The organism is Nocardiopsis sp. NPDC006198, from assembly GCF_040613895.1.
Taxonomy (GTDB): domain Bacteria; phylum Actinomycetota; class Actinomycetes; order Streptosporangiales; family Streptosporangiaceae; genus Nocardiopsis; species Nocardiopsis tropica.
Window position 1 is genome coordinate 14544 of sequence record NZ_JBEXSY010000046.1, and the last position, 16714, is coordinate 31257.

General features: G+C 75.9%; 16 protein-coding genes. 9 read left to right on the top strand and 7 right to left on the bottom strand.

All coding sequences use genetic code 11. The annotated features are described in order from the left end of the window. Positions 1-151 precede the first annotated feature (151 nt). Both ABZ234_RS24760 and ABZ234_RS24765 read left to right on the top strand, forming a co-directional pair. Complete coding sequence (locus tag ABZ234_RS24760; protein WP_355013653.1) at positions 152-1828, top strand: ABC transporter ATP-binding protein; 1677 nt, start codon at positions 152-154, stop codon at positions 1826-1828. Continuing rightward, entirely contained in the window at positions 1825-3657 is a 1833-nt protein-coding gene (locus ABZ234_RS24765) for an ABC transporter ATP-binding protein (RefSeq protein WP_355013611.1), read from the top strand. Before ABZ234_RS24760 ends, ABZ234_RS24765 begins: the two co-directional genes overlap by 4 nt. Before the next feature lie 125 nt (positions 3658-3782). On the opposite strand, the gene ABZ234_RS24770 is transcribed toward ABZ234_RS24765, so the two are convergent. After that, a complete protein-coding gene (locus ABZ234_RS24770) occupies positions 3783-4475 on the bottom strand; it encodes a DUF2848 domain-containing protein (protein WP_355013612.1) in 693 nt (230 codons plus the stop codon). 82 nt (positions 4476-4557) lie between these two features. Between ABZ234_RS24770 and ABZ234_RS24775 the strand changes: the two genes are divergently transcribed. Further along, positions 4558-5892: an MFS transporter gene (locus tag ABZ234_RS24775; protein WP_355013613.1), complete on the top strand. Its 1335-nt coding sequence runs from the start codon at positions 4558-4560 to the stop codon at positions 5890-5892. Positions 5893-6046: 154 nt separating this feature from the next. Here the strand turns inward: ABZ234_RS24775 and ABZ234_RS24780 are convergent, their stop codons facing one another. Next, positions 6047-6676, bottom strand: a complete 630-nt coding sequence (locus tag ABZ234_RS24780) for a GntR family transcriptional regulator (RefSeq protein WP_267949560.1) — start codon at positions 6674-6676, stop codon at positions 6047-6049. A 99-nt stretch (positions 6677-6775) separates the two neighbouring features. Here ABZ234_RS24780 and ABZ234_RS24785 point away from each other — a divergent pair, with 99 nt between their 5' ends. The 3 genes from ABZ234_RS24785 to ABZ234_RS24795 all read left to right on the top strand — a co-directional run bounded on the left by ABZ234_RS24785 (position 6776) and on the right by ABZ234_RS24795 (position 9832). Continuing rightward, positions 6776-7555: a carbon-nitrogen hydrolase family protein gene (locus tag ABZ234_RS24785; protein WP_355013614.1), complete on the top strand. Its 780-nt coding sequence runs from the start codon at positions 6776-6778 to the stop codon at positions 7553-7555. Positions 7556-7970: 415 nt separating this feature from the next. Continuing rightward, entirely contained in the window at positions 7971-9200 is a 1230-nt protein-coding gene (locus ABZ234_RS24790) for a sensor domain-containing protein (protein WP_355013615.1), read from the top strand. Continuing rightward, positions 9188-9832 carry a response regulator transcription factor gene (locus ABZ234_RS24795; protein ID WP_355013616.1) on the top strand — a complete coding sequence of 215 codons (645 nt, stop codon included), beginning with the start codon at positions 9188-9190 and terminating at the stop codon, positions 9830-9832. Before ABZ234_RS24790 ends, ABZ234_RS24795 begins: the two co-directional genes overlap by 13 nt. Positions 9833-9869: 37 nt before the next feature. Here the strand turns inward: ABZ234_RS24795 and ABZ234_RS24800 are convergent, their stop codons facing one another. The 3 genes from ABZ234_RS24800 to ABZ234_RS24810 all read right to left on the bottom strand — a co-directional run bounded on the left by ABZ234_RS24800 (position 9870) and on the right by ABZ234_RS24810 (position 12116). Continuing rightward, positions 9870-10667 carry a siderophore-interacting protein gene (locus ABZ234_RS24800; protein ID WP_355013617.1) on the bottom strand — a complete coding sequence of 266 codons (798 nt, stop codon included), beginning with the start codon at positions 10665-10667 and terminating at the stop codon, positions 9870-9872. A gap of 190 nt (positions 10668-10857) precedes the next feature. Continuing rightward, positions 10858-11688 carry an ergot alkaloid biosynthesis protein gene (locus tag ABZ234_RS24805; RefSeq protein WP_355013618.1) on the bottom strand — a complete coding sequence of 277 codons (831 nt, stop codon included), beginning with the start codon at positions 11686-11688 and terminating at the stop codon, positions 10858-10860. Beyond that, positions 11685-12116 carry a nuclear transport factor 2 family protein gene (locus ABZ234_RS24810; protein WP_355013619.1) on the bottom strand — a complete coding sequence of 144 codons (432 nt, stop codon included), beginning with the start codon at positions 12114-12116 and terminating at the stop codon, positions 11685-11687. The genes ABZ234_RS24805 and ABZ234_RS24810 overlap by 4 nt, the downstream gene beginning before the upstream one ends. 126 nt (positions 12117-12242) lie before the next feature. Between ABZ234_RS24810 and ABZ234_RS24815 the strand changes: the two genes are divergently transcribed. Further along, on the top strand, positions 12243-13100 hold the full coding sequence (locus ABZ234_RS24815; protein WP_355013620.1) for a helix-turn-helix transcriptional regulator: 858 nt from the start codon (positions 12243-12245) through the stop codon (positions 13098-13100). A 174-nt stretch (positions 13101-13274) separates the two neighbouring features. On the opposite strand, the gene ABZ234_RS24820 is transcribed toward ABZ234_RS24815, so the two are convergent. Both ABZ234_RS24820 and ABZ234_RS24825 read right to left on the bottom strand, forming a co-directional pair. Then, positions 13275-14036: a phosphotransferase gene (locus tag ABZ234_RS24820; RefSeq protein ID WP_355013621.1), complete on the bottom strand. Its 762-nt coding sequence runs from the start codon at positions 14034-14036 to the stop codon at positions 13275-13277. Positions 14037-14121: 85 nt separating this feature from the next. Then, on the bottom strand, positions 14122-14907 hold the full coding sequence (locus ABZ234_RS24825; protein ID WP_355013622.1) for a fumarylacetoacetate hydrolase family protein: 786 nt from the start codon (positions 14905-14907) through the stop codon (positions 14122-14124). A 254-nt stretch (positions 14908-15161) separates the two neighbouring features. On the opposite strand from ABZ234_RS24825, the gene ABZ234_RS24830 reads away from it, so the two are divergent. Both ABZ234_RS24830 and ABZ234_RS24835 read left to right on the top strand, forming a co-directional pair. Further along, positions 15162-15530 carry a helix-turn-helix transcriptional regulator gene (locus ABZ234_RS24830; protein ID WP_355013623.1) on the top strand — a complete coding sequence of 123 codons (369 nt, stop codon included), beginning with the start codon at positions 15162-15164 and terminating at the stop codon, positions 15528-15530. Next, positions 15527-16702, top strand: coding sequence for an MFS transporter (locus ABZ234_RS24835; protein WP_355013624.1), 1176 nt, complete (start codon positions 15527-15529; stop codon positions 16700-16702). Before ABZ234_RS24830 ends, ABZ234_RS24835 begins: the two co-directional genes overlap by 4 nt. Positions 16703-16714 lie beyond the last annotated feature (12 nt).

Genomic DNA, 16714 nt, shown 5'->3' on the forward strand with positions numbered 1-16714 from the left:
TGCACGGGGTCACGCACCCCGAAGAGAGAGGAAGTGCCTGGTGAGCGCCTCCACCAGCACGGTCGGCGCCCCCGACACCGCTCCTCCCGCCGCTCCGGAGGCCCCCGCCCCGCGGCCCCTCGCCGACGGGACGCCCGGGAACGCGCCGGCCCTGCGCCGGCGCACCCTGCGGCGCAACCGCCGCCACGTCTCCCTGGGTGTGGTCCTCCTCTCCCTGCACCAGGTCGCCGAGGCCCTCGTCCCCGTCGCCATCGGCCTGACCATCGACCTGGCGGTCGACACCGGGGACGTCACCGCCCTGGCCTACTGCGTCGCGGGCATCGCCCTGCTCTTCACCGTCCTGGCCTTCGCCTACCGCACCGGGGCGCGCTTCACCCTGCGGGCGGTCGAGAACGAGGCCCACCTGCTCCGGGTCGAGGCCGCGCGCCGCGCCCTCGACCCGCGCGGCGAGCGCAGCGGGCTGCGCGCGGGCGAGGTCCTGTCCGTGGCCACCTCCGACGCCGAGCAGGCGGCCGTGTACGTGCGCGCCTGGTCGGCGGCGATCGCCGTCACGGTCGCGATCGTCGTCACCACCGTCGCCCTGCTGGCGGTCGACGTCCCGCTCGGCCTCGGCGTGCTCGTCGGCGTCCCCCTGCTCATGCTGCTCCTGCGCGTCCCCGCGGCCCACATCACGCGGCGCAGCGAGGCCAAGCAGGCCACGGCCGCCGGAGCGACCGCCCTGGCCACCGACCTGGTCACCGGGCTGCGCGTCCTCATGGGGATCGGTGCCCGCCACAACGCCGCCCTCCGCTACCGCTCCGCCAGCGCCCGGGCCCTGGAGGCGTCGGTCGGCGCCGCGGCCAGCAGCGGCGTCTACCGGGGCCTGGTCACCGCGGCCGGCGCCGTGTTCCTCGCCTGCGTCGCGGGCGCGGCCGGGTGGATGGCGCTGGAGGGCCGGCTCACCGTCGGCGAACTCGTCATCGTCATCGGCCTGGCCCAGTTCCTCTCCGAGCCGGTGCAGGGCCTGGGCATGGTCGGGCAGCTCTTCGCCACGGCCCGCGCCTCCGCCGACCGGTTGGTCAGACTGCTCAACGCGCCCGACGCCGTCACCCCCGGGGACCGCTCCCCGGGCGGGAACGCGCTCGTCGAGCTGGCCGGGGTCTCCCACCGCACACTGGACGACGTCGACCTGAGGCTCGCCCCCGGCGAGTTCGTCGGCGTGCTCGCCACCGACCCGCGCGACGCCGAGGCACTGCTGGAACTGCTCTCGGGCAGGGCCGGCACGGAGGGCGTGGAGGGTTCCGTCACCGTGGGCGGGGTGCCCGTCGGCGAACTGGACCTGGACGCCCTGCGGGCCGCGGTCCTGGTGGAGGAGCACGGTTCGGCCCTGTTCGAGGGCACCCTGCGCTCCAACCTGGTCACCGGCCCCGGCGCGGACGAGGAGCGGCTGCTCGACGCCCTGCGCGCGGCCTCCGCCGAGGACCTGGTCCTCGGCCACCCCGACGGCCTGGACCGCCCCGTCTCCGACCAGGCCGCCAACCTGTCCGGCGGACAGCGCCAGCGCGTGGCCCTGGCCCGCGCCCTGGCAGCCGACCCTCCCGTGCTCGTCCTGCACGACCCCACCACGGCGGTGGACGCGGTCACCGAGGAGGCCATCGCGCGCGGCGTCGCCGCCGCGCGGAGCGGGCGCGTCGCACCCGGGGCGACCCTGGTCGTGGCCGCGAGCCCCGCCCTGCTCTCCCGCGCCGACCGGGTCGTCGTGCTCGTCGACGGCCGGGTCCACAGCACCGGAACACACGCACGACTGGTCGAGGAAGACCGGCACTACGGCGAGGCGGTGCTCCGATGAGCACGACCACTTCCACGGGCGCGACGGACACGCCGCCCGCCGAGGACACGGCGGGCGGGGAGCTGCTCCCCACCGCCGGCGCACGCAGGACCTGGGCCGTGCTCGGGGAGGGGGTGCGCGCCACCGGATGGGCCACCCCCCTCGCCCTGCTGACCGTGCTCGCGGGCAGCGGCGCCGGACTGGTCGCCCCCTGGGTGCTGGGCGCCATGGTCGACGACATCTCCGCCGGGGCGGACCTGGACGCCGTCCTGCGCTCGGCCGGGCTGATCGCCGCCGCCGCGGTGGTGGGCGGGCTGCTCGTGGGCCTGGGCGCGTGGCTGGTCAGCAGGGTCGGCGAGACCGTCCTGGCGCGGCTGCGCGAGCGGGTCATGGACCGGGTGCTGCACATGCCCGCCACACGGCTCGAGAGGGTCCGCATCGGCGACCTGCTCTCCCGGGTCGGGGACGACGTCGCCGTGGTCACCGCCAGCATCGCGCGCACCGGCCCCGACGTGGTGATCGCCCTGGCCACGGTGGTGCTCACCGCCGCGGGCATGACCGCCCTGGACTGGCGCCTGGGCCTGGCCGGGCTCTGCGCGCTGCCCGTGTACGCCATGGCCCTGCGCTGGTACCTGCCGCGCTCGGGCCCCTACTACGCCCGTGAGCGGATCGCCATGGGCGAGCGCTCGCACGCGATGATGGGCGCCCTGCGCGGGCGCGGCGCCGTGCGCGCGTACCGCCTGGAGGACGAGCACGAGGAACGGGTCGCCCGGCGGTCCCGTGCGGCCAGGGACATCACCGTCGAGGTGTTCCGCCTGTTCACCCGCTTCGGGTCGCGCCTCAACGGGGCCGAGTGCGTGGGGCTGACCGCCGTCCTGGTCACGGGGTTCTGGCTGGTGCGCGGCGACCTCGCCACGGTCGGCATGGTCACGGCGGCGGCCCTGTACTTCCACCGCCTGTTCGGGCCGATGATCTTCCTCGTCATGAACTTCAACGAGGTCCAGTCCGCCGGGGCCAGCCTGGCCCGGCTCGCCGGTGTCGTCGACCTGCCGCAGGAGCGCGACCCGGGCGCCGAGGAGGGGCCCGCGGGCTCCACCGTGCGCGTCGAGGGCGTCACCCACTCCTACGGGAACGGCGCCCCGCCCGCCCTGGAGGACGTGACCCTGGAGGTCGCGGCCGGTGAGCGCGTGGCCCTCGTGGGGGCCAGCGGCGCGGGCAAGACCACGCTGGCCGCCCTCGTGAGCGGGCTGCGCACGCCCGGCCGGGGAACGGTGTACCTGGGCGGCGTCCCCCTCGACGAGCTCGGGGAGCGCCGGGTGCGCGAGCACGTCTACCTGGTCAGCCAGGAGACCCACGTGTTCGCGGGAACCCTCCTGGAGGACCTGCGCCTGGCGCGCGCCGATGCGCAGCCGGCCGACGCGGAGCGGGCCCTGGAGGCGGTCGGCGCCCTGGAGTGGGTGCGCGCCCTGCCCGAGGGGCTGGACACGGTCGTGGGCGAGGGCGGCCACCCCCTGACCGCCGAGCAGGCCCAGCACCTGGCGCTGGCCCGCCTGGTCCTGGCCGACCCGGACGTCGCCGTCCTGGACGAGGCCACGGCCGAGGCGGGCAGCTCCGGGGCGCGGCGCCTGGAGCGGGCCGCCGTCGCGGCCACCGCGGGCCGCACCACCCTCGTCGTGGCACACCGGCTCACCCAGGCCGAGGCCGCCGACCGGGTGGTGGTGATGGACCGGGGGCGGATCGTGGAGCAGGGGCCGCACGCCGAGCTGGTCGCCGCCGGGGGCCGCTACGCGGCGCTCTGGCGCAGCTGGCAGGGCGCCCCGGGGCCGGACACGGCCGCACCCGCCGTGTAGGGGCCCCTCGGGAGATCGCGGGCGGCCGCGGGCCGGAAAAGCGCGGGGAACACCTCCTGGCCGACACCGACGGGCCGGGCGCCGAGGAAGCGGCGCCCGGCCCGTCCGTCGTCCGGCGGACCCGGTCAGCCGATGGGCTCGGGGAGCGGGGCGACCCGGTAGGCCAGGCCGAGGGTGTCCCCGGAGGCGGGGTCGGTCAGCTCCACCCGCCAGGAGGAGGCGAACTGGTCCACGTCGGCGCGCATGGGGATCGTGCCCGACAGCAGGACGGCGCCGGTCACCAGCAGGCCGCGCTCCCGCAGGACCTCCAGCCAGTAGGAGGGGGGCAGGAGCTCGGCGAGGGTGCCGTCCTGGATCTCGGCCTCGCCGTCCCCGGTCCCGACCCACGCCTTCAGGGTGATGTCGTCCCACCGGTCCTCGACGTCGGTCAGGCGCCAGGCCCGAGCGCCGAGGACGTCGGGGCCCGCGTTCTTGCTCCACGCCACGCCGTGCGCCTCCAGCTCGCGGTCGGTGTGGTCGCAGGCCACCGTGACGAGCACGTCCCGCGGCTCGGGGCCGGTCACGACGAGGGCCCACTCGGCCTCGCCGGAGGTGCGGCCGTGCTGGGCCGGGACCTGCGACACCTGCGCGGCGAGGTAGGGGGACACCGGGTACAGGGCCGGTGTGGTGGTGGGGGCGGGGACGCCGAGGAGGGCCAGCTCCTCCACGTGGGCGCGCACGTCGTCCTGGCTGCGGCCGGTGTAGCCGGCGTTGAGCAGGTGCGTGACCTCCACGGCGACCGTGGTCCCGTCGTTGAGTTCGAATTGCAGTTCGGTCATCAAAATCCTCCGGGACTTGCGCATACCTCTTGTATACGACGAGTATAACCAGCATCTGCGCAACACGACCGGAAGGAACGAGATGGACCAGCCACAAGCAGCGACGACCCGCGCGAGAGAGGTGGGGCGCGGGACGGTGGCGCGCGCGTTCATCGCCAGCCTCTCGGGAACCGCCCTGGAGTGGTACGACTTCGCGATCTACTCGGCGGCCTCGGCGCTCGTCTTCGGGCACCTCTTCTTCCCCAGCCACGACCCGCTGGCCGCGACGATGCTCGCGTTCTCCACCTACGCCGTCGGCTACGTGGCCAGGCCGCTGGGCGGGATCTTCTTCGGCCGACTCGGCGACGTCGTCGGCCGCAAGAAGGTCCTCGTCAGCACGCTCGTGCTCATCGGCGTGGCCACCTTCCTCATCGGCCTCCTGCCCACGCACGCCAGCATCGGCGGCACCGCCGCCGTCCTCCTGGTCGCCCTCCGCTTCGCCCAGGGCGTCGGCGTGGGCGGCGAGTGGGGCGGCGCCGTGCTCCTGTCCAGCGAGTTCGGCGACCCCCGCCGCCGGGGCTTCTTCGCCTCGGCCGCGCAGGTGGGCCCGCCCCTGGGCAACCTCATGGCCAACGGCGTCCTGGCCCTGCTCGGACTGCTGCTCACCGAGGAGCAGTTCCTCTCCTGGGGCTGGCGCGTCGCCTTCCTCCTGTCGGGCGTCCTCGTCCTCTTCGGGCTGTGGATCCGGGCCAAGCTGGAGGAGACCCCCGTCTTCCAGGCCATCGCGGAGGAGGGGGAGCGGCCCTCGGCGCCCCTGCGCGAGGTCTTCACGAAGCAGGCACGGCCCCTGACCGCGGCGGTCCTCAGCCGGGTCGCCCCCGACGTCGTCTACGCCCTGTTCACGGTCTTCGTCCTCACCTACGGGACCCAGGTGCTCGGGCTGGAGTCCGGCACGGTCCTGGCTGCGGTCCTGACCGGGTCGGCCTTCCAGGTGGCCCTCATCCCGCTCGCGGGATGGCTCTCCGACCGCGTCAACCGGCGGCTGCTCTACGGCCTGGGCGCCCTCGGCGCCGGGATCTGGCCTTTCGTGTTCTTCCCGGCCATCGCCGACGCCTCGTTCCTCGCCCTCACCGGCGGCATCGTGGTCGGCCTCGCCCTGCACTCGGTCATGTACGGCCCGCAGGCCGCCTTCGTCTCCGAGCAGTTCCACCCGCGCCTGCGCAACACGGGCAGCTCCCTCGCCTACACCCTGGCGGGGATCATCGGCGGCGCCGTCGCGCCGCTCGTGTTCACGTACCTGCTGGCCGCCACCGGCAGCTGGGTGCCGCTGGCCGTCTACGTCGCCGTCACGGCCGCCGTCACGGTGGCGGGCCTGGTGCTGGGCCGCGACCCCGCGCCGCACGAGGACGAGGAGCTCCTCGCCGGCGCCGGGGCCTAGACCGGTGGCGTCCGGGGCCTGCGCGCCTCCCGGGGCCGGGCGTCCGCGCCACGGGGTCCCCCGGCCGCCGTGCGCGGCGGCCGGTCCGGCCCGGTGGGCGCCCGGACCGCCACCGGGCCCGAGCGCACCCTCCGGGGCCCCGGAGGGCGGTCGCTCAGCTCTCCAGCAGGACCTTCAGCGTGGCGTCCAGGTGCGAGTCGATGGCCGCCGCGGCCGCGGCCTCGTCGCCCGAGCGCAGCGCGTCCAGGATGACGGTGTGCTCGTCCAGGACGGACGCGTACCGGTCCTGGGTGGAGAACAGGGCGACCATGCCCGCCCGGACCTGTCGGGCGCGCAGCCCGTCGTAGAACTTGATGAGCATGTCGTTGCCGGTCGAGGCGACCAGGGCCGAGTGGAAGCGGTGGTCCCAGTCGATGAACGTGCGGGCCTCCTCGGGCACCGTGAGCTCCTCCTGGTGCCGCAGCGCGTCCTCCATCGGCCCGACCGGCGCCGCGCCCCGGCGCAGGGCCTGCTCGGCCGCGTGGCGCTCGACCATGCCGCGCATCTCCATCAGCTCGGAGAGCTCGCGCCCGCTCATCGGGGCGACGTAGGCGCCGCGCTTGGGGATGAGCTGCACCAGGTCCTCGGCGGACAGGAGGAGGAGCGCCTCGCGGATGGGGGTCCGCGACACCCCGATCAGGCTGGCGACCTCCTGCTCGTTGATGAAGCCCCCCTGGCGCTCCGGATCGCTCAGGTAGGAGTCCTTCAGGAACTGGTAGGCCCTCTCCCGACCCGATGCGGCCACTGCCCCTCCTCACGTACACAACATGTATGCACGACCTTACTGTCCCGGGGCGCGCCGTCGGCGCGCACTCCATGAGCCAAGAAACACAGGGGAAACACGATGCGCGTAGCACTCTGCCAGATCTCCTCCACCGACCGGCCCGAGGAGAACCTCGCGATCGCGGAGACCGCCGTGGCCGAGGCCGCGGCCTCCGGGGCCGAGCTGGTGGTCCTGCCCGAGGCCGCCATGGTCCACTTCGGGGCCGACCTGGCCGGGGCCGCCCAGCCGCTGGACGGGCCCTGGGCGACGGGCCTGCGCGGGATCGCCGACCGCCACGGGGTCACCGTCCTCGCCGGGACGTTCGCCCCGGCCGGTGACGGAAGGGTCCGCAACCTGCTGCTGGCCACCGGGGACGGCGTCGAAGCGGCCTATCAGAAGATCCACGTCTTCGACGCCTTCGGGCACCGGGAGTCCGACTCCGTCGCCCCCGGCGCCGAGCCGGTCGTCATCGAGGTCGGCGGGGTCCGCGTGGGCCTGGCCGTCTGCTACGACGTCCGCTTCCCCGAACTCTTCCGGAGGCTCGCCCTGGCCGGGGCCCAGGTGATCGCCGTGTGCGCCTCCTGGGGAGCCGGCCCCGGCAAGCGGGAGCAGTGGGACCTGCTCACCCGCGCCCGCGCCCTGGACTCCACGTCGTGGGTGCTGGCCTGCGGACAGGCCGACCCCGGCCCGGTGGAGGGCACCGCGCCCCGGGGTATCGGCCACAGCGCCGTCATCGGCCCGGACGGCACCCGCAGGGCCGGGCTCGACGGGGCGCCGGGGCTCCTGGTCGCCGACATCGACGTGGCGGAGGCCGCCGCCGTGCGCGAGGCCGTGCCGGTCCTGCGCAACGCCCGGATGTGAGGCAGGGGGCCTGCGCGCGCGGCCCTTCCGCGCCGCCGGCGTCCGGCCCCTCCCCGGGGCGGGCGCCGGCGGCACCTGCGGCACCGGTGCGCGGCCCGGCCGCCTGCCCGCCCGGCGGCCTGTCCACCCGCCCGCCCGGCGGCCCGTCCTGACGTCCGCCCGCCCGGCGGGCCACGGCGTCGCGTTCGTGTACCTGCGCCGCCCCGGCCCCTCCGGCCGTCGCGGTTGCCGCCGTTCCGGGGCGGGCCCGCCCGCGCGGGCACGGTCGGCCGCCCCGGCCGGGCCCGCCGCCGTGCCGGAGCCGGTCCCCGGACGGGTGGTCCGGGTAGAGGAACCTCGACCCCCGGGGTGGGGGGAGCACCCCTCTTCGCCTCCGGAACCCCCTTTCCCGCGAGGGGCGGCATAGGATTCCCCGGTGCGAGACAACGACGCCGAGACGGCTCTGTGGCCGGCGCTCGTACGCCGTCCGGTCGCGGTGCTCCTCACCCCCTGGCCGTGGCGTGCCCTGCTCTACCTGGCCACGTCGGCCCCGGTCGCCGCGGTGTGGTCGCTCCTGTGCTGGCCGCTGCTCACCCTGGCGGGCCTCCCCCTGGGGGCGGTCGAGCGCCGCAGGCTCGCCCTCGTGGACGGGGCGCCCGCGCCCTCCCCGCACACGCCCCCGCCGCCGGGGGCCGGGCCCGCGGGCTGGATCCGGTGGCGCTCACGCGAGGCGGCCTCCTGGCTGGAACTGGCCCACGGGCTGCTGCTGGCGCTGCTGTGCGTGGTCGAACTGACCGTGGCGGTGGTCCTGGCGGGGGTGCCGGCCGTCCTGCTGGCCTCGCCGGTGCTGCGCGCCGCCGGGGTCGCCGACGGCCCGTCCCCGGTCGCCCCCGCCGTTCTCCTCGGCCTCGGCACGCTGCCGGTGAGCGCCTACACGGCCATGGTGCTGGCGGCGGGCCGCGCCCGGCTGGCGCGTGCGCTGCTGACCGCGCCGCGCGGGGAGGAACTGGCCGAGCTCGGAGAGCGGCTCGTCCTGGTGTCCCGGTCCCGCACGCGGATCGTGGACGGGTTCACGGCCGAACGGCGGCGGATCGAGCGCGACCTGCACGACGGGGCCCAGCAGCGGCTCACCGCGCTGGTCGTGCGCCTGGGCATGGCGAGCAGCCGGTTCGACGACGACCCCGAGCAGGCCAGGGCCCTGGTCGAGCAGGCGCACGCCGACGCCCGCGCCGCCCTCGTCGAGCTGCGCGAGCTGGTGCACGGCATCCATCCGGCGGCCCTGACCGAGCGCGGGCTCGTCGCCGCGCTGGAGGAGCTGGCGGACACCCAGCAGGTGGAGGTGGCCGTGGAGGCGGGGGACGTGGGGCGGCTGCCCGACGCCGTCGAGTCCACCGCGTACTTCTGCGCCGCCGAGGCCGTGGCCAACGCCGCCCGCCACTCCGGGGCCGACACCGTCCGGGTGGGCCTGCGCGTGAACGGAGGGGCGCGGCGCGGGACCCTGCTCCTCACGGTCACCGACGACGGCCGCGGCGGCGCCGACCCGGACCGGGGGAGCGGGCTGACCGGCCTGGCCGACCGGGCGGCAGCCCTGGGCGGGCGGGTGTCCCTGACCAGCCCCGGCGGAGGGCCGACGACGGTGGAGGTGAGGATCCCGTGCGGATCGTGATCGCCGAGGACTCGGTCCTGCTGAGGGCGGGCCTGGAACAGCTCGTCGCCATGGTCGGGCACGAGGTGGCGGCCTCGGTCGGCGACGCACCCGCGCTCATGGCGGCGGTGGACGCGCACCGCCCCGACCTCGTGGTCACCGACGTGCGCATGCCGCCCGGCCACAACGACGACGGGCTGCGCGCCGCGATCGCGCTCGCCCGCGCCCACCCCCGCACGGGGATCCTCGTCCTGTCCCAGTACGTGCTGGGCGCGGCCGCCGCCGAACTCCTGGAGAGCCGCGCCGAGGGGGTCGGCTACCTGCTCAAGGACCGGGTCGGGGACGTGGACGAGTTCCTGGGCACCCTGGAGCGGGTCGCCGCCGGGGGCACCGTCGTCGACCCCGGGGTGGTGCGCCGCCTGCTGGGCCGGCGCCGCAACAGGTCGGTCCTGGAGCGGCTGACCCCGCGCGAGCGCGAGGTGCTGGAACTGATGGCGAGGGGCCGCACCAACGCCGCGGCGGCGGAGGCCCTGGTGGTCACCGAGGCGGCGGTCGCCAAGCACGTGAGCGGGATCTTCACCAAGCTCGACCTGCCGGTGAACCCGAACGACAACCGCCGGGTGCTCGCGGTCCTCGCCTACCTCGCGGGCTGACGGGGGCGCCCGTCCGGCGCCCTGTCGGCACGCCCCGTCAGTCCATGGCCGAGGTGCCGTGGCGCCAGTAGCCGACGAACGCGATGTCGGACTTGGGCACCCCGCGCTCGCGGACGAGCACCCGCCGCAGGCCGGTGGGCAGGGCGTTCTCCCCGGCGACGAAGCAGAAGGGGCGGCCCGGCGGGAACTCGGCGGCGCGCACGGTGTCCAGGGCGAGCCTGCCGGGCAGGGCGTGCGGGTCGGTGCGGGGCAGCCAGTGCACGTCCACGCCGGGCAGGTCGGGCAGCGGCCGGACGTCGTCGGAGGAGGGGACCTCCAGGTAGACCCGGGCCCGCAGGTCGGCGGGGGCCTGCTCCAGGATCGACACCAGGGCGGGCACGGCGCTCTCGTCGCCCACGAGGAGCTGCCAGTCGGTGTCCTCGGAGGGCACGTAGTAGACGGCGTCGGCGAGCAGGCCCGCCTCGTCGCCGGGGGCGGCCGCAGCGGCCCAGGCGGAGGCCGGGCCGGCGTCGCCGTGGTCCACGAACTCCAGGTCGAGTTCGAGCGCCTCCGGGTCGAAGCGGCGCACGGAGTAGCTGCGCACGTGCGGCTTGCGGTCGTCGGACATCGCGTACAGCTGCTCCACCCAGCGCTTGTCGGCGTCGGCGGGCATGTGCAGCCGGTCCTGGCCCTCGCGGGGGAGGAAGAGGCGCACGAACTGGTCGCGGCCGAGGAAGTCGAACCCCTCCAGTTCCCCGCCGCCGAGGGTCACCGTGACGAAGTGCTTGCTGACGCGGGTGGTGCGCACCACGCGGGTGCGGATCATCGCGCGGTGGCGGGGGTGTTCGATGCGCACGGGCCCATGTACTCCTCGGTCGGACGGACGGGCGGAGAACGCCCCTCGTTAGGTTAGCCTCACCAACCGCCCGGCGTCGAAGCGGCGGCGGAGCCCGGAGGCGACCCGCGTCGCGCGGGCGCGGCCGGACCGGTCCGGGGAGCGGGCGGCGTCCCGCACCGCCGGCCGCCGGACCGGTCCGCCCGGCCCCTCAGACCGCGGACCACTCCTTCCGGTGGGCGCGGGCGAAGTCGGCGAAGGCGCGGGGCGGGCGGCCGGTCAGACGGTGGACCGTGTCCGTGACGCGGTCCTCCTCGCCTCGGGCGATGCCGGAGTCCACCCCGACCAGCGCCGAGGCGAAGGGCTCCGGCATGCCCGCGTCCAGGTTGCGCCGGACCAGCTCGGCCGCCGGCGCCGGCGTGTGGCGCACCGGTCGGCCGGCAGCGTCGGCGATGACCGCCGCCGCCTCCGTGTACCCGAACGACTCCGGCCCGGTGAGCACGTGGTCGCCGGCCACCGGCCCCGGCGCCGTCAGCACCTCCGCCGCGACGGCCGCGATGTCGGCGGCGTCGATCCATCCGAGCCGCCCGCCGCCGGTCGCCGAGCGGATCTCGCCGCGCTCGCGGATGCCCACCGCCACCGGGTGCGCACCGGTGAAGTTCTGCATGAACCCCGACGGCCGCAGCACCGCCCACTCCGGGAACGACCGCACGGCCCCGCCCAGCTCCGCGGCGCCCGGGGCGCCGGGCAGCTCCGCCAGCGAGCCGAGCAGCACCACGCGCCGCACCCCGGCGGCCCTGGCGGCCGCCAGGAACGGCCCGGCCGCCGGCATGGGGTCCAGGGTCAGCGGCGGAGGCACCAGGTACAGGGCCTCCGCCCCGGCGAGGGCGCGGGCGTGCGTCCCCGGGTCCGCCCAGTCGAAGGGCACGCCCCCGGGGCCCGGCCTGCGACTGGCCACGCGCACGTCCGCGCCGCGGGACCGCAGCGTCTCGGCCAGGGGGCGGCCGGTGTTGCCGGTGCCGCCGGTGACGAGGATCGTCATGCCCCGAGCCCCTTCCGCAGTGCTTCCAGCCCGCCGCCGGCGCGTGCCGCCTGCACGGGACTCCAGTAGTCGCGGAACTCGGTGATGAACCCGTCCCGCACCGTGACCACGGTGATGTAGTCCATCCGGTAGGGCACGCCCGTGCGCACCGTCCGGCCCTCGGCGCTGTACTCGGCGACGACGGTCTCCGGATCCCCGGTGCGGTGCACGCGCATCGCCGGGACGCCGGTGACGTCGTACACATCGGTGTATCCGGACAGGTAGTCGCGCACCGCCTCCCGGCCGTCCAGCCGCGTGGGCGCCCCGGCCTCCGCGAACGGGAACGCGGCCGTCCCGTCCGGCGCCCACATCCCGGCGATGCCGTCCATGTCCTTGGCCTCCAGCAGCTCCAGCATCCGCCGGAGCACTTCTTCGGGTGATCGTTCCATCTCCGCCTCCGTTGTCGGGTCCCTCGTCCACCACAGTGGCGGGGCGCGCCGTGCGGGGGAACGGCCGCGTCGTCCCCGGACCACTGGTCCGTGGCTCGCCGTCCGCGCGCATGGCAGGCTGGGAGTGTGGACAAGCGAGAACTCGGCGGTTTCCTGCGCGCCCGCCGCGAGGCCCTGAGCCCGGCCGACGCCGGCCTTCCCGTCCGCGCGGGCGGGCGCGCACGGCGCACGCCGGGGCTGCGACGCGAGGAGGTCGCCGACCTCGCCGGGGTCTCGGTGAGCTACTACGAGCGGCTGGAGCAGGCCCGGGCGCCGCGTCCGTCACCGCAGGTGATCGACGCGATCGGGCGGGCCCTGGCGCTGTCGGGGGCGGAGAGGGCGCACCTGTCCCGGCTGGCCGGGCACGCGCCGTCCGCACGGCCGGGGCCGGCCGAACAGGTCCCGCCGGGGGTGCTCGCCCTGCTGGACCGGCTCGGCCCGGTCGCCGCCTACGTCTGCGACGACCGGCACGACATCGTGGCCTGGAACGACCTGGCGGCGGCGCTGGTCACGGACTTCGGCGCGCTGCCCCCGGCCGAGCGCAACGTGCTGCGCCTGGCCGCGCGCCTGGGCGGGACGGTGTGCTCGGCGCCCCAGGGGGCGGCGGGCGGGTTCGAGGCGCAGGCGGCGGCCCACGCGCGCGAGGCGCTGTCCCGCCGCCCGCACGACGCCGCGCTCCGGCGGCTGGTCGGCGAGTCCGCCGAGCGGATGCCCGGGTTCGCGGCGGAGTGGCGGCGGCACGACGTCCGTCCGCGTACGACGCTGCGCAAGCGCGTCGAGCACGCCGAACTCGGAGTGCTCGACCTCGACTCCCAGACCCTCGCGGTGCCGGGCTCCGACCTGCGCGTGGTCATGCTCAGCGCCGAACCGGGCACCCCCGCCCACGAGAAGCTCACCCGTCTCCAGCTCCGGCTCGCGGTCCCCGAGCCCTCCTCGCTCCCGTAGCGGCGGGTGGACGCGGCGGAGGCCGGACGTCCGCTGCGGTTCCCGGCGGCCGGTCCGACCCGGCTCGCGCGGTCGACCGGCCACGCACGGGGCCGCCTGTCGAGCAGGGTGGCGAAGACCGCCGCCGGCAGTGTGAGCGACGCCGGCGGGTCCGGCAGGGAGGAGGCCACGGCCTCACCAGGCGGCCGGGTCGCCGGGCGGATGCGGCGGGGAAGCGTCGGACGCCAGGGCGGCCTCCAGCTCCGCCCGGTGCCCGGCCGTCCACTCACGGGCCTCCCGCACCTCCTCCACGACACCCCGGTCGCGGAAGTGGCGCATCTTCGGGTCGCCCTTCGCGGCCAGGTCGAGGATGCCCCGACGGCAGCGGTCCTGCCACCACAGGACCGTCTCCACGACGTCCCCGCGTTCGGCGAGTCCGTAGGAGTCGCAGACCAGCCGGATCCGGGCGCCCGCGCCGACCGCCCCGGGGCCCAGGCGCGCGAACTGCCAGCACAGGTGGGCGACGTCGTGCACGCGCCGGCCCGGGGCGGCCAGCTCCCAGTCCACGAACGCGTAGGGCACGCCGTCCAGGTCGATGGTGTTGCGGGGGTCCAGGTCGTTGTGGCAGACGACCTCCTGGTCCCCGGCGAGCGCGGTCCCGGCGGTCAGGTCGTGGAACTCCCGGGTGAGCCGGGCCGCACGGGCGATGTAGTGGCGGGGGAGGGGGGCGCGGTGGTGGACGGCCCGGCCGGGGAGGAAGTCGTACACCAGGCGTCCGCGGTGGTCGTGGCCGTACTGGCGGGGCGCGCCCCGCCACCCCCGGTCGTGGAGGTGGTCCAGGAGGGCGCGTTCGAACTCCCGGGCGGGGTGGTCGGGCCGGTGGACGCTCCTTCCGTGGGAGTCGAACTCCACCGACCACGGACGGCGGTCCCCGGCGCCCCCGCGAACACCGGACATTGTTCCCCTTTGGTAGATCTACGTCGTCAAGGTGCGAACTCGGTAAAATCTCAACCGGAGGTGGAAAACCCGGTTCGGTTTCTCCCTAAACGGTCTCGGCCACCCGCAGCGTCAGCGACCCCAGCCGGTCGAACTCGGCCGTGAACACGTCCCCCGCCTCCAGGGCGATCGGCGTGTGCAGGGCGCCGGTCAGGACCAGCTGTCCGGGCTCCAGGACCCTGCCGGACCCGGCCAGGGAGTTGGCCAGCCACGCGAGCACGGCCACCGGGTCGCCCAGCGCCGCGGCGCCGACCCCGGTGTCCACGACCTCGCCGTTGCGGCTCAGGACCATGCCGACCAGGCGGGGCTCGAACCCCTCCAGGGGGACCGCCGTGTCGGAGACGGCGATGGCCCCCGTGGACGCCAGGTCGGAGACCGTGTCGGCGATCCGGATCCGCCAGTCCTCGATGCGGGAGTCGACGATCTCGACCCCGGCCCTGACCTCCGACACCGCCGCCCGTGCCTGCTCGACGGTCACGCCCGGCCCCTTCAGGGGGGAGCCGAGCCTCAGGACGATCTCCGCCTCGATCTTCGGCGCGATGAAACGGTCCAGCGGCAGGGTGTCGCCGTCCCGGTACACGGCGGAGGCCAGGAGCGGGCCGTGGTCGGGGGAGTCGATGCCCAGCAGCTTGCGTGCCGGGGCCGAGGTCAGCCCCACCTTGTAGCCGATGACCTCGTCGCCGTCGGCGAGCAGCAGTTCCAGCAGCTCCGCCTGCGTCTCGTACCCCTCCGCCTCGCCGAGCGCGGGGTCGGCGTCGGTGAACGGGGGGACCGGCTTGCGCGTCCGGCGGGCCTCGTGGAGGGCGCGGGCGCGATCGTGTGCCTGGGACATGGCTGACCTCGGACTCTCGGGACGGCGCGGCCGGGGTCGGGAACGGCTGTCCGCCCGCGCGGGTTCTCGTCTGCGCCGACACCGTAGCGCTCCGCGGCGCGTTCCGGAACGGGCGCCCCCGCCCGCGACCGCACGCCGCTGGGCCGTGGACGCCTCGCGTGCGGCCCGCCTCTGTGGCGCCCCCCGGTGATTGTGCGACAATCTTCGCACTATCATTGTGCGAAAATAGTCGAACGATTGCGGAGGCGACGCCGATGGCTGCGGTACGGACCTACGTCCACCCCGAGACCGGGGAGATCTCGCTGGCGCGCGTGCTGTTCGCGCTGAGCGAGCCCCTGCGCCTGGAGATGGTCCGCACACTCGCCCGGGAGGGCGAGGTGGACAGCATCGACCTGGGGCCCGACCTGCCCAGGTCGACCCTGACCCACCACACGAGCCTCCTGCGCGAGTCCGGCGTCGCCTTCGTGCGGGCCGAGGGGCGCAAGTGCATGATCAGCCTGCGCGCCGAGGACCTGGACGCCAGGTTCCCCGGCCTGGTCGGCACCGTCCTGGCGGGCTACGAGTCGGAGCCGGCCGACGGGAAGGCGCGCGGTGGGGGCCAGGAGCAGGCGGCCGGGCAGTGATCCGCCGTCTGTGGCCGCTGGTGGCCGCCACCGTCTCCCTCGGGATCGACGCGTACGTGCTGGCCGGGGTCCTGCCCCGGATCGCGGAATCGCTCACGGTGTCCGTGGCCGCCGTCGGCCTGGGCGTCACGGCGTTCACTGGCGCCTACGCGTTCGCCGGGCCGCTGCTGTCGGGGCCGCTCGTCGCCGGCTCCACCAGGCGAGCCCTGGTCGTCGCGCTGGCCCTGTTCAACCTCGGCAACCTCGTCACCGCGCTGGCCCCCGGCATCGCGGTGTTCCTGGCGTCACGTGTGGTGGCCGGGCTCGGCGCCGGCGTCCTGACCGCGGTGGCGACAGCCACGGCCGCCGCGATGGTCGCCGACCGCGAGCGCGGGCGCGCCATGGCGCTGGTGACCTTCGGCCTCTCGACCGGAACGGTCGCGGGCGTACCGGTCGGCATGCTCATCGGCCAGTGGGCTGGATGGCGCTGGACCATGGGGCTGGTCGTGGCGATCGGCGCCGTCAGCATGGTCGCGGTCCTGGCCCGGCGGGCGCCGTACCCGGCCATCGCGGTGGTCCGGCTCGGTGAGAACCTGCGCCTCCTCGGGTCCCCCGTGCTCGCCACGGGCGTGGCCCTGGCCTTCCTCCTTGGACTGGCGAGCCTGGGCCTGTACACCTACCTGGTCCCCATGGCGGACGAGCGCGGACTGGCCCCGCTGGTGTTCGCCCTGGTGTGGGTGTGGGGCATCGGCGGCGTCGCCGCCTCGGTCCTGATCGGCAGGCCCCTGGACGCCTGGGGGTCCCGGAGGCTCCTTCCCGCGGTCGTGGCTGTCCTGGTCCTGGCGCTCGGGGCTCTGGCGCTGCTGGACCAGGCCGCGGTGTGGGTGGTCGCGGTCGCCCTGTGGGGAGCCGCGGGGTGGGCCGGCGTGCCCGTTCTCCAGCACCTGCTCGTCCACGGGCGCGAGCGGCAGGCCATGGCGGTCGTCGCGTTCCAGATGGCCGCCATGTACCTGGGCTCGGCGGTCGGCGCGGCCCTGGGCGGCCGGCTGCTGGACCAGGGCGCGTCCGCCGGAGCGCTCCCCGGCTGGGCGGGCGGCGTCGCGTTCGTGGCACTCGTGCTCGCCCTGGCCGTCACCCGCCGAAGGGCCGTGCGGCCGTCCGCGCGGGTCGGGGAGGGGTCCGGCCGCCCCTGAGCCCGCGCAGGC

What these genes read in the sequence shown, in the direction of transcription:
- ABZ234_RS24765 (WP_355013611.1), top strand. Translation starts at nt 1,825, where the DNA reads ATGAGCACGACCACTTCCACGGGCGCGACGGACACGCCGCCCGCCGAG.
- ABZ234_RS24770 (WP_355013612.1), bottom strand. Translation starts at nt 4,475, where the DNA reads ATGACCGAACTGCAATTCGAACTCAACGACGGGACCACGGTCGCCGTG.
- ABZ234_RS24775 (WP_355013613.1), top strand. Translation starts at nt 4,558, where the DNA reads ATGGACCAGCCACAAGCAGCGACGACCCGCGCGAGAGAGGTGGGGCGC.
- ABZ234_RS24785 (WP_355013614.1), top strand. Translation starts at nt 6,776, where the DNA reads ATGCGCGTAGCACTCTGCCAGATCTCCTCCACCGACCGGCCCGAGGAG.
- ABZ234_RS24805 (WP_355013618.1), bottom strand. Translation starts at nt 11,688, where the DNA reads ATGACGATCCTCGTCACCGGCGGCACCGGCAACACCGGCCGCCCCCTG.
- ABZ234_RS24810 (WP_355013619.1), bottom strand. Translation starts at nt 12,116, where the DNA reads ATGGAACGATCACCCGAAGAAGTGCTCCGGCGGATGCTGGAGCTGCTG.
- ABZ234_RS24820 (WP_355013621.1), bottom strand. Translation starts at nt 14,036, where the DNA reads ATGTCCGGTGTTCGCGGGGGCGCCGGGGACCGCCGTCCGTGGTCGGTG.
- ABZ234_RS24825 (WP_355013622.1), bottom strand. Translation starts at nt 14,907, where the DNA reads ATGTCCCAGGCACACGATCGCGCCCGCGCCCTCCACGAGGCCCGCCGG.
- ABZ234_RS24830 (WP_355013623.1), top strand. Translation starts at nt 15,162, where the DNA reads ATGGCTGCGGTACGGACCTACGTCCACCCCGAGACCGGGGAGATCTCG.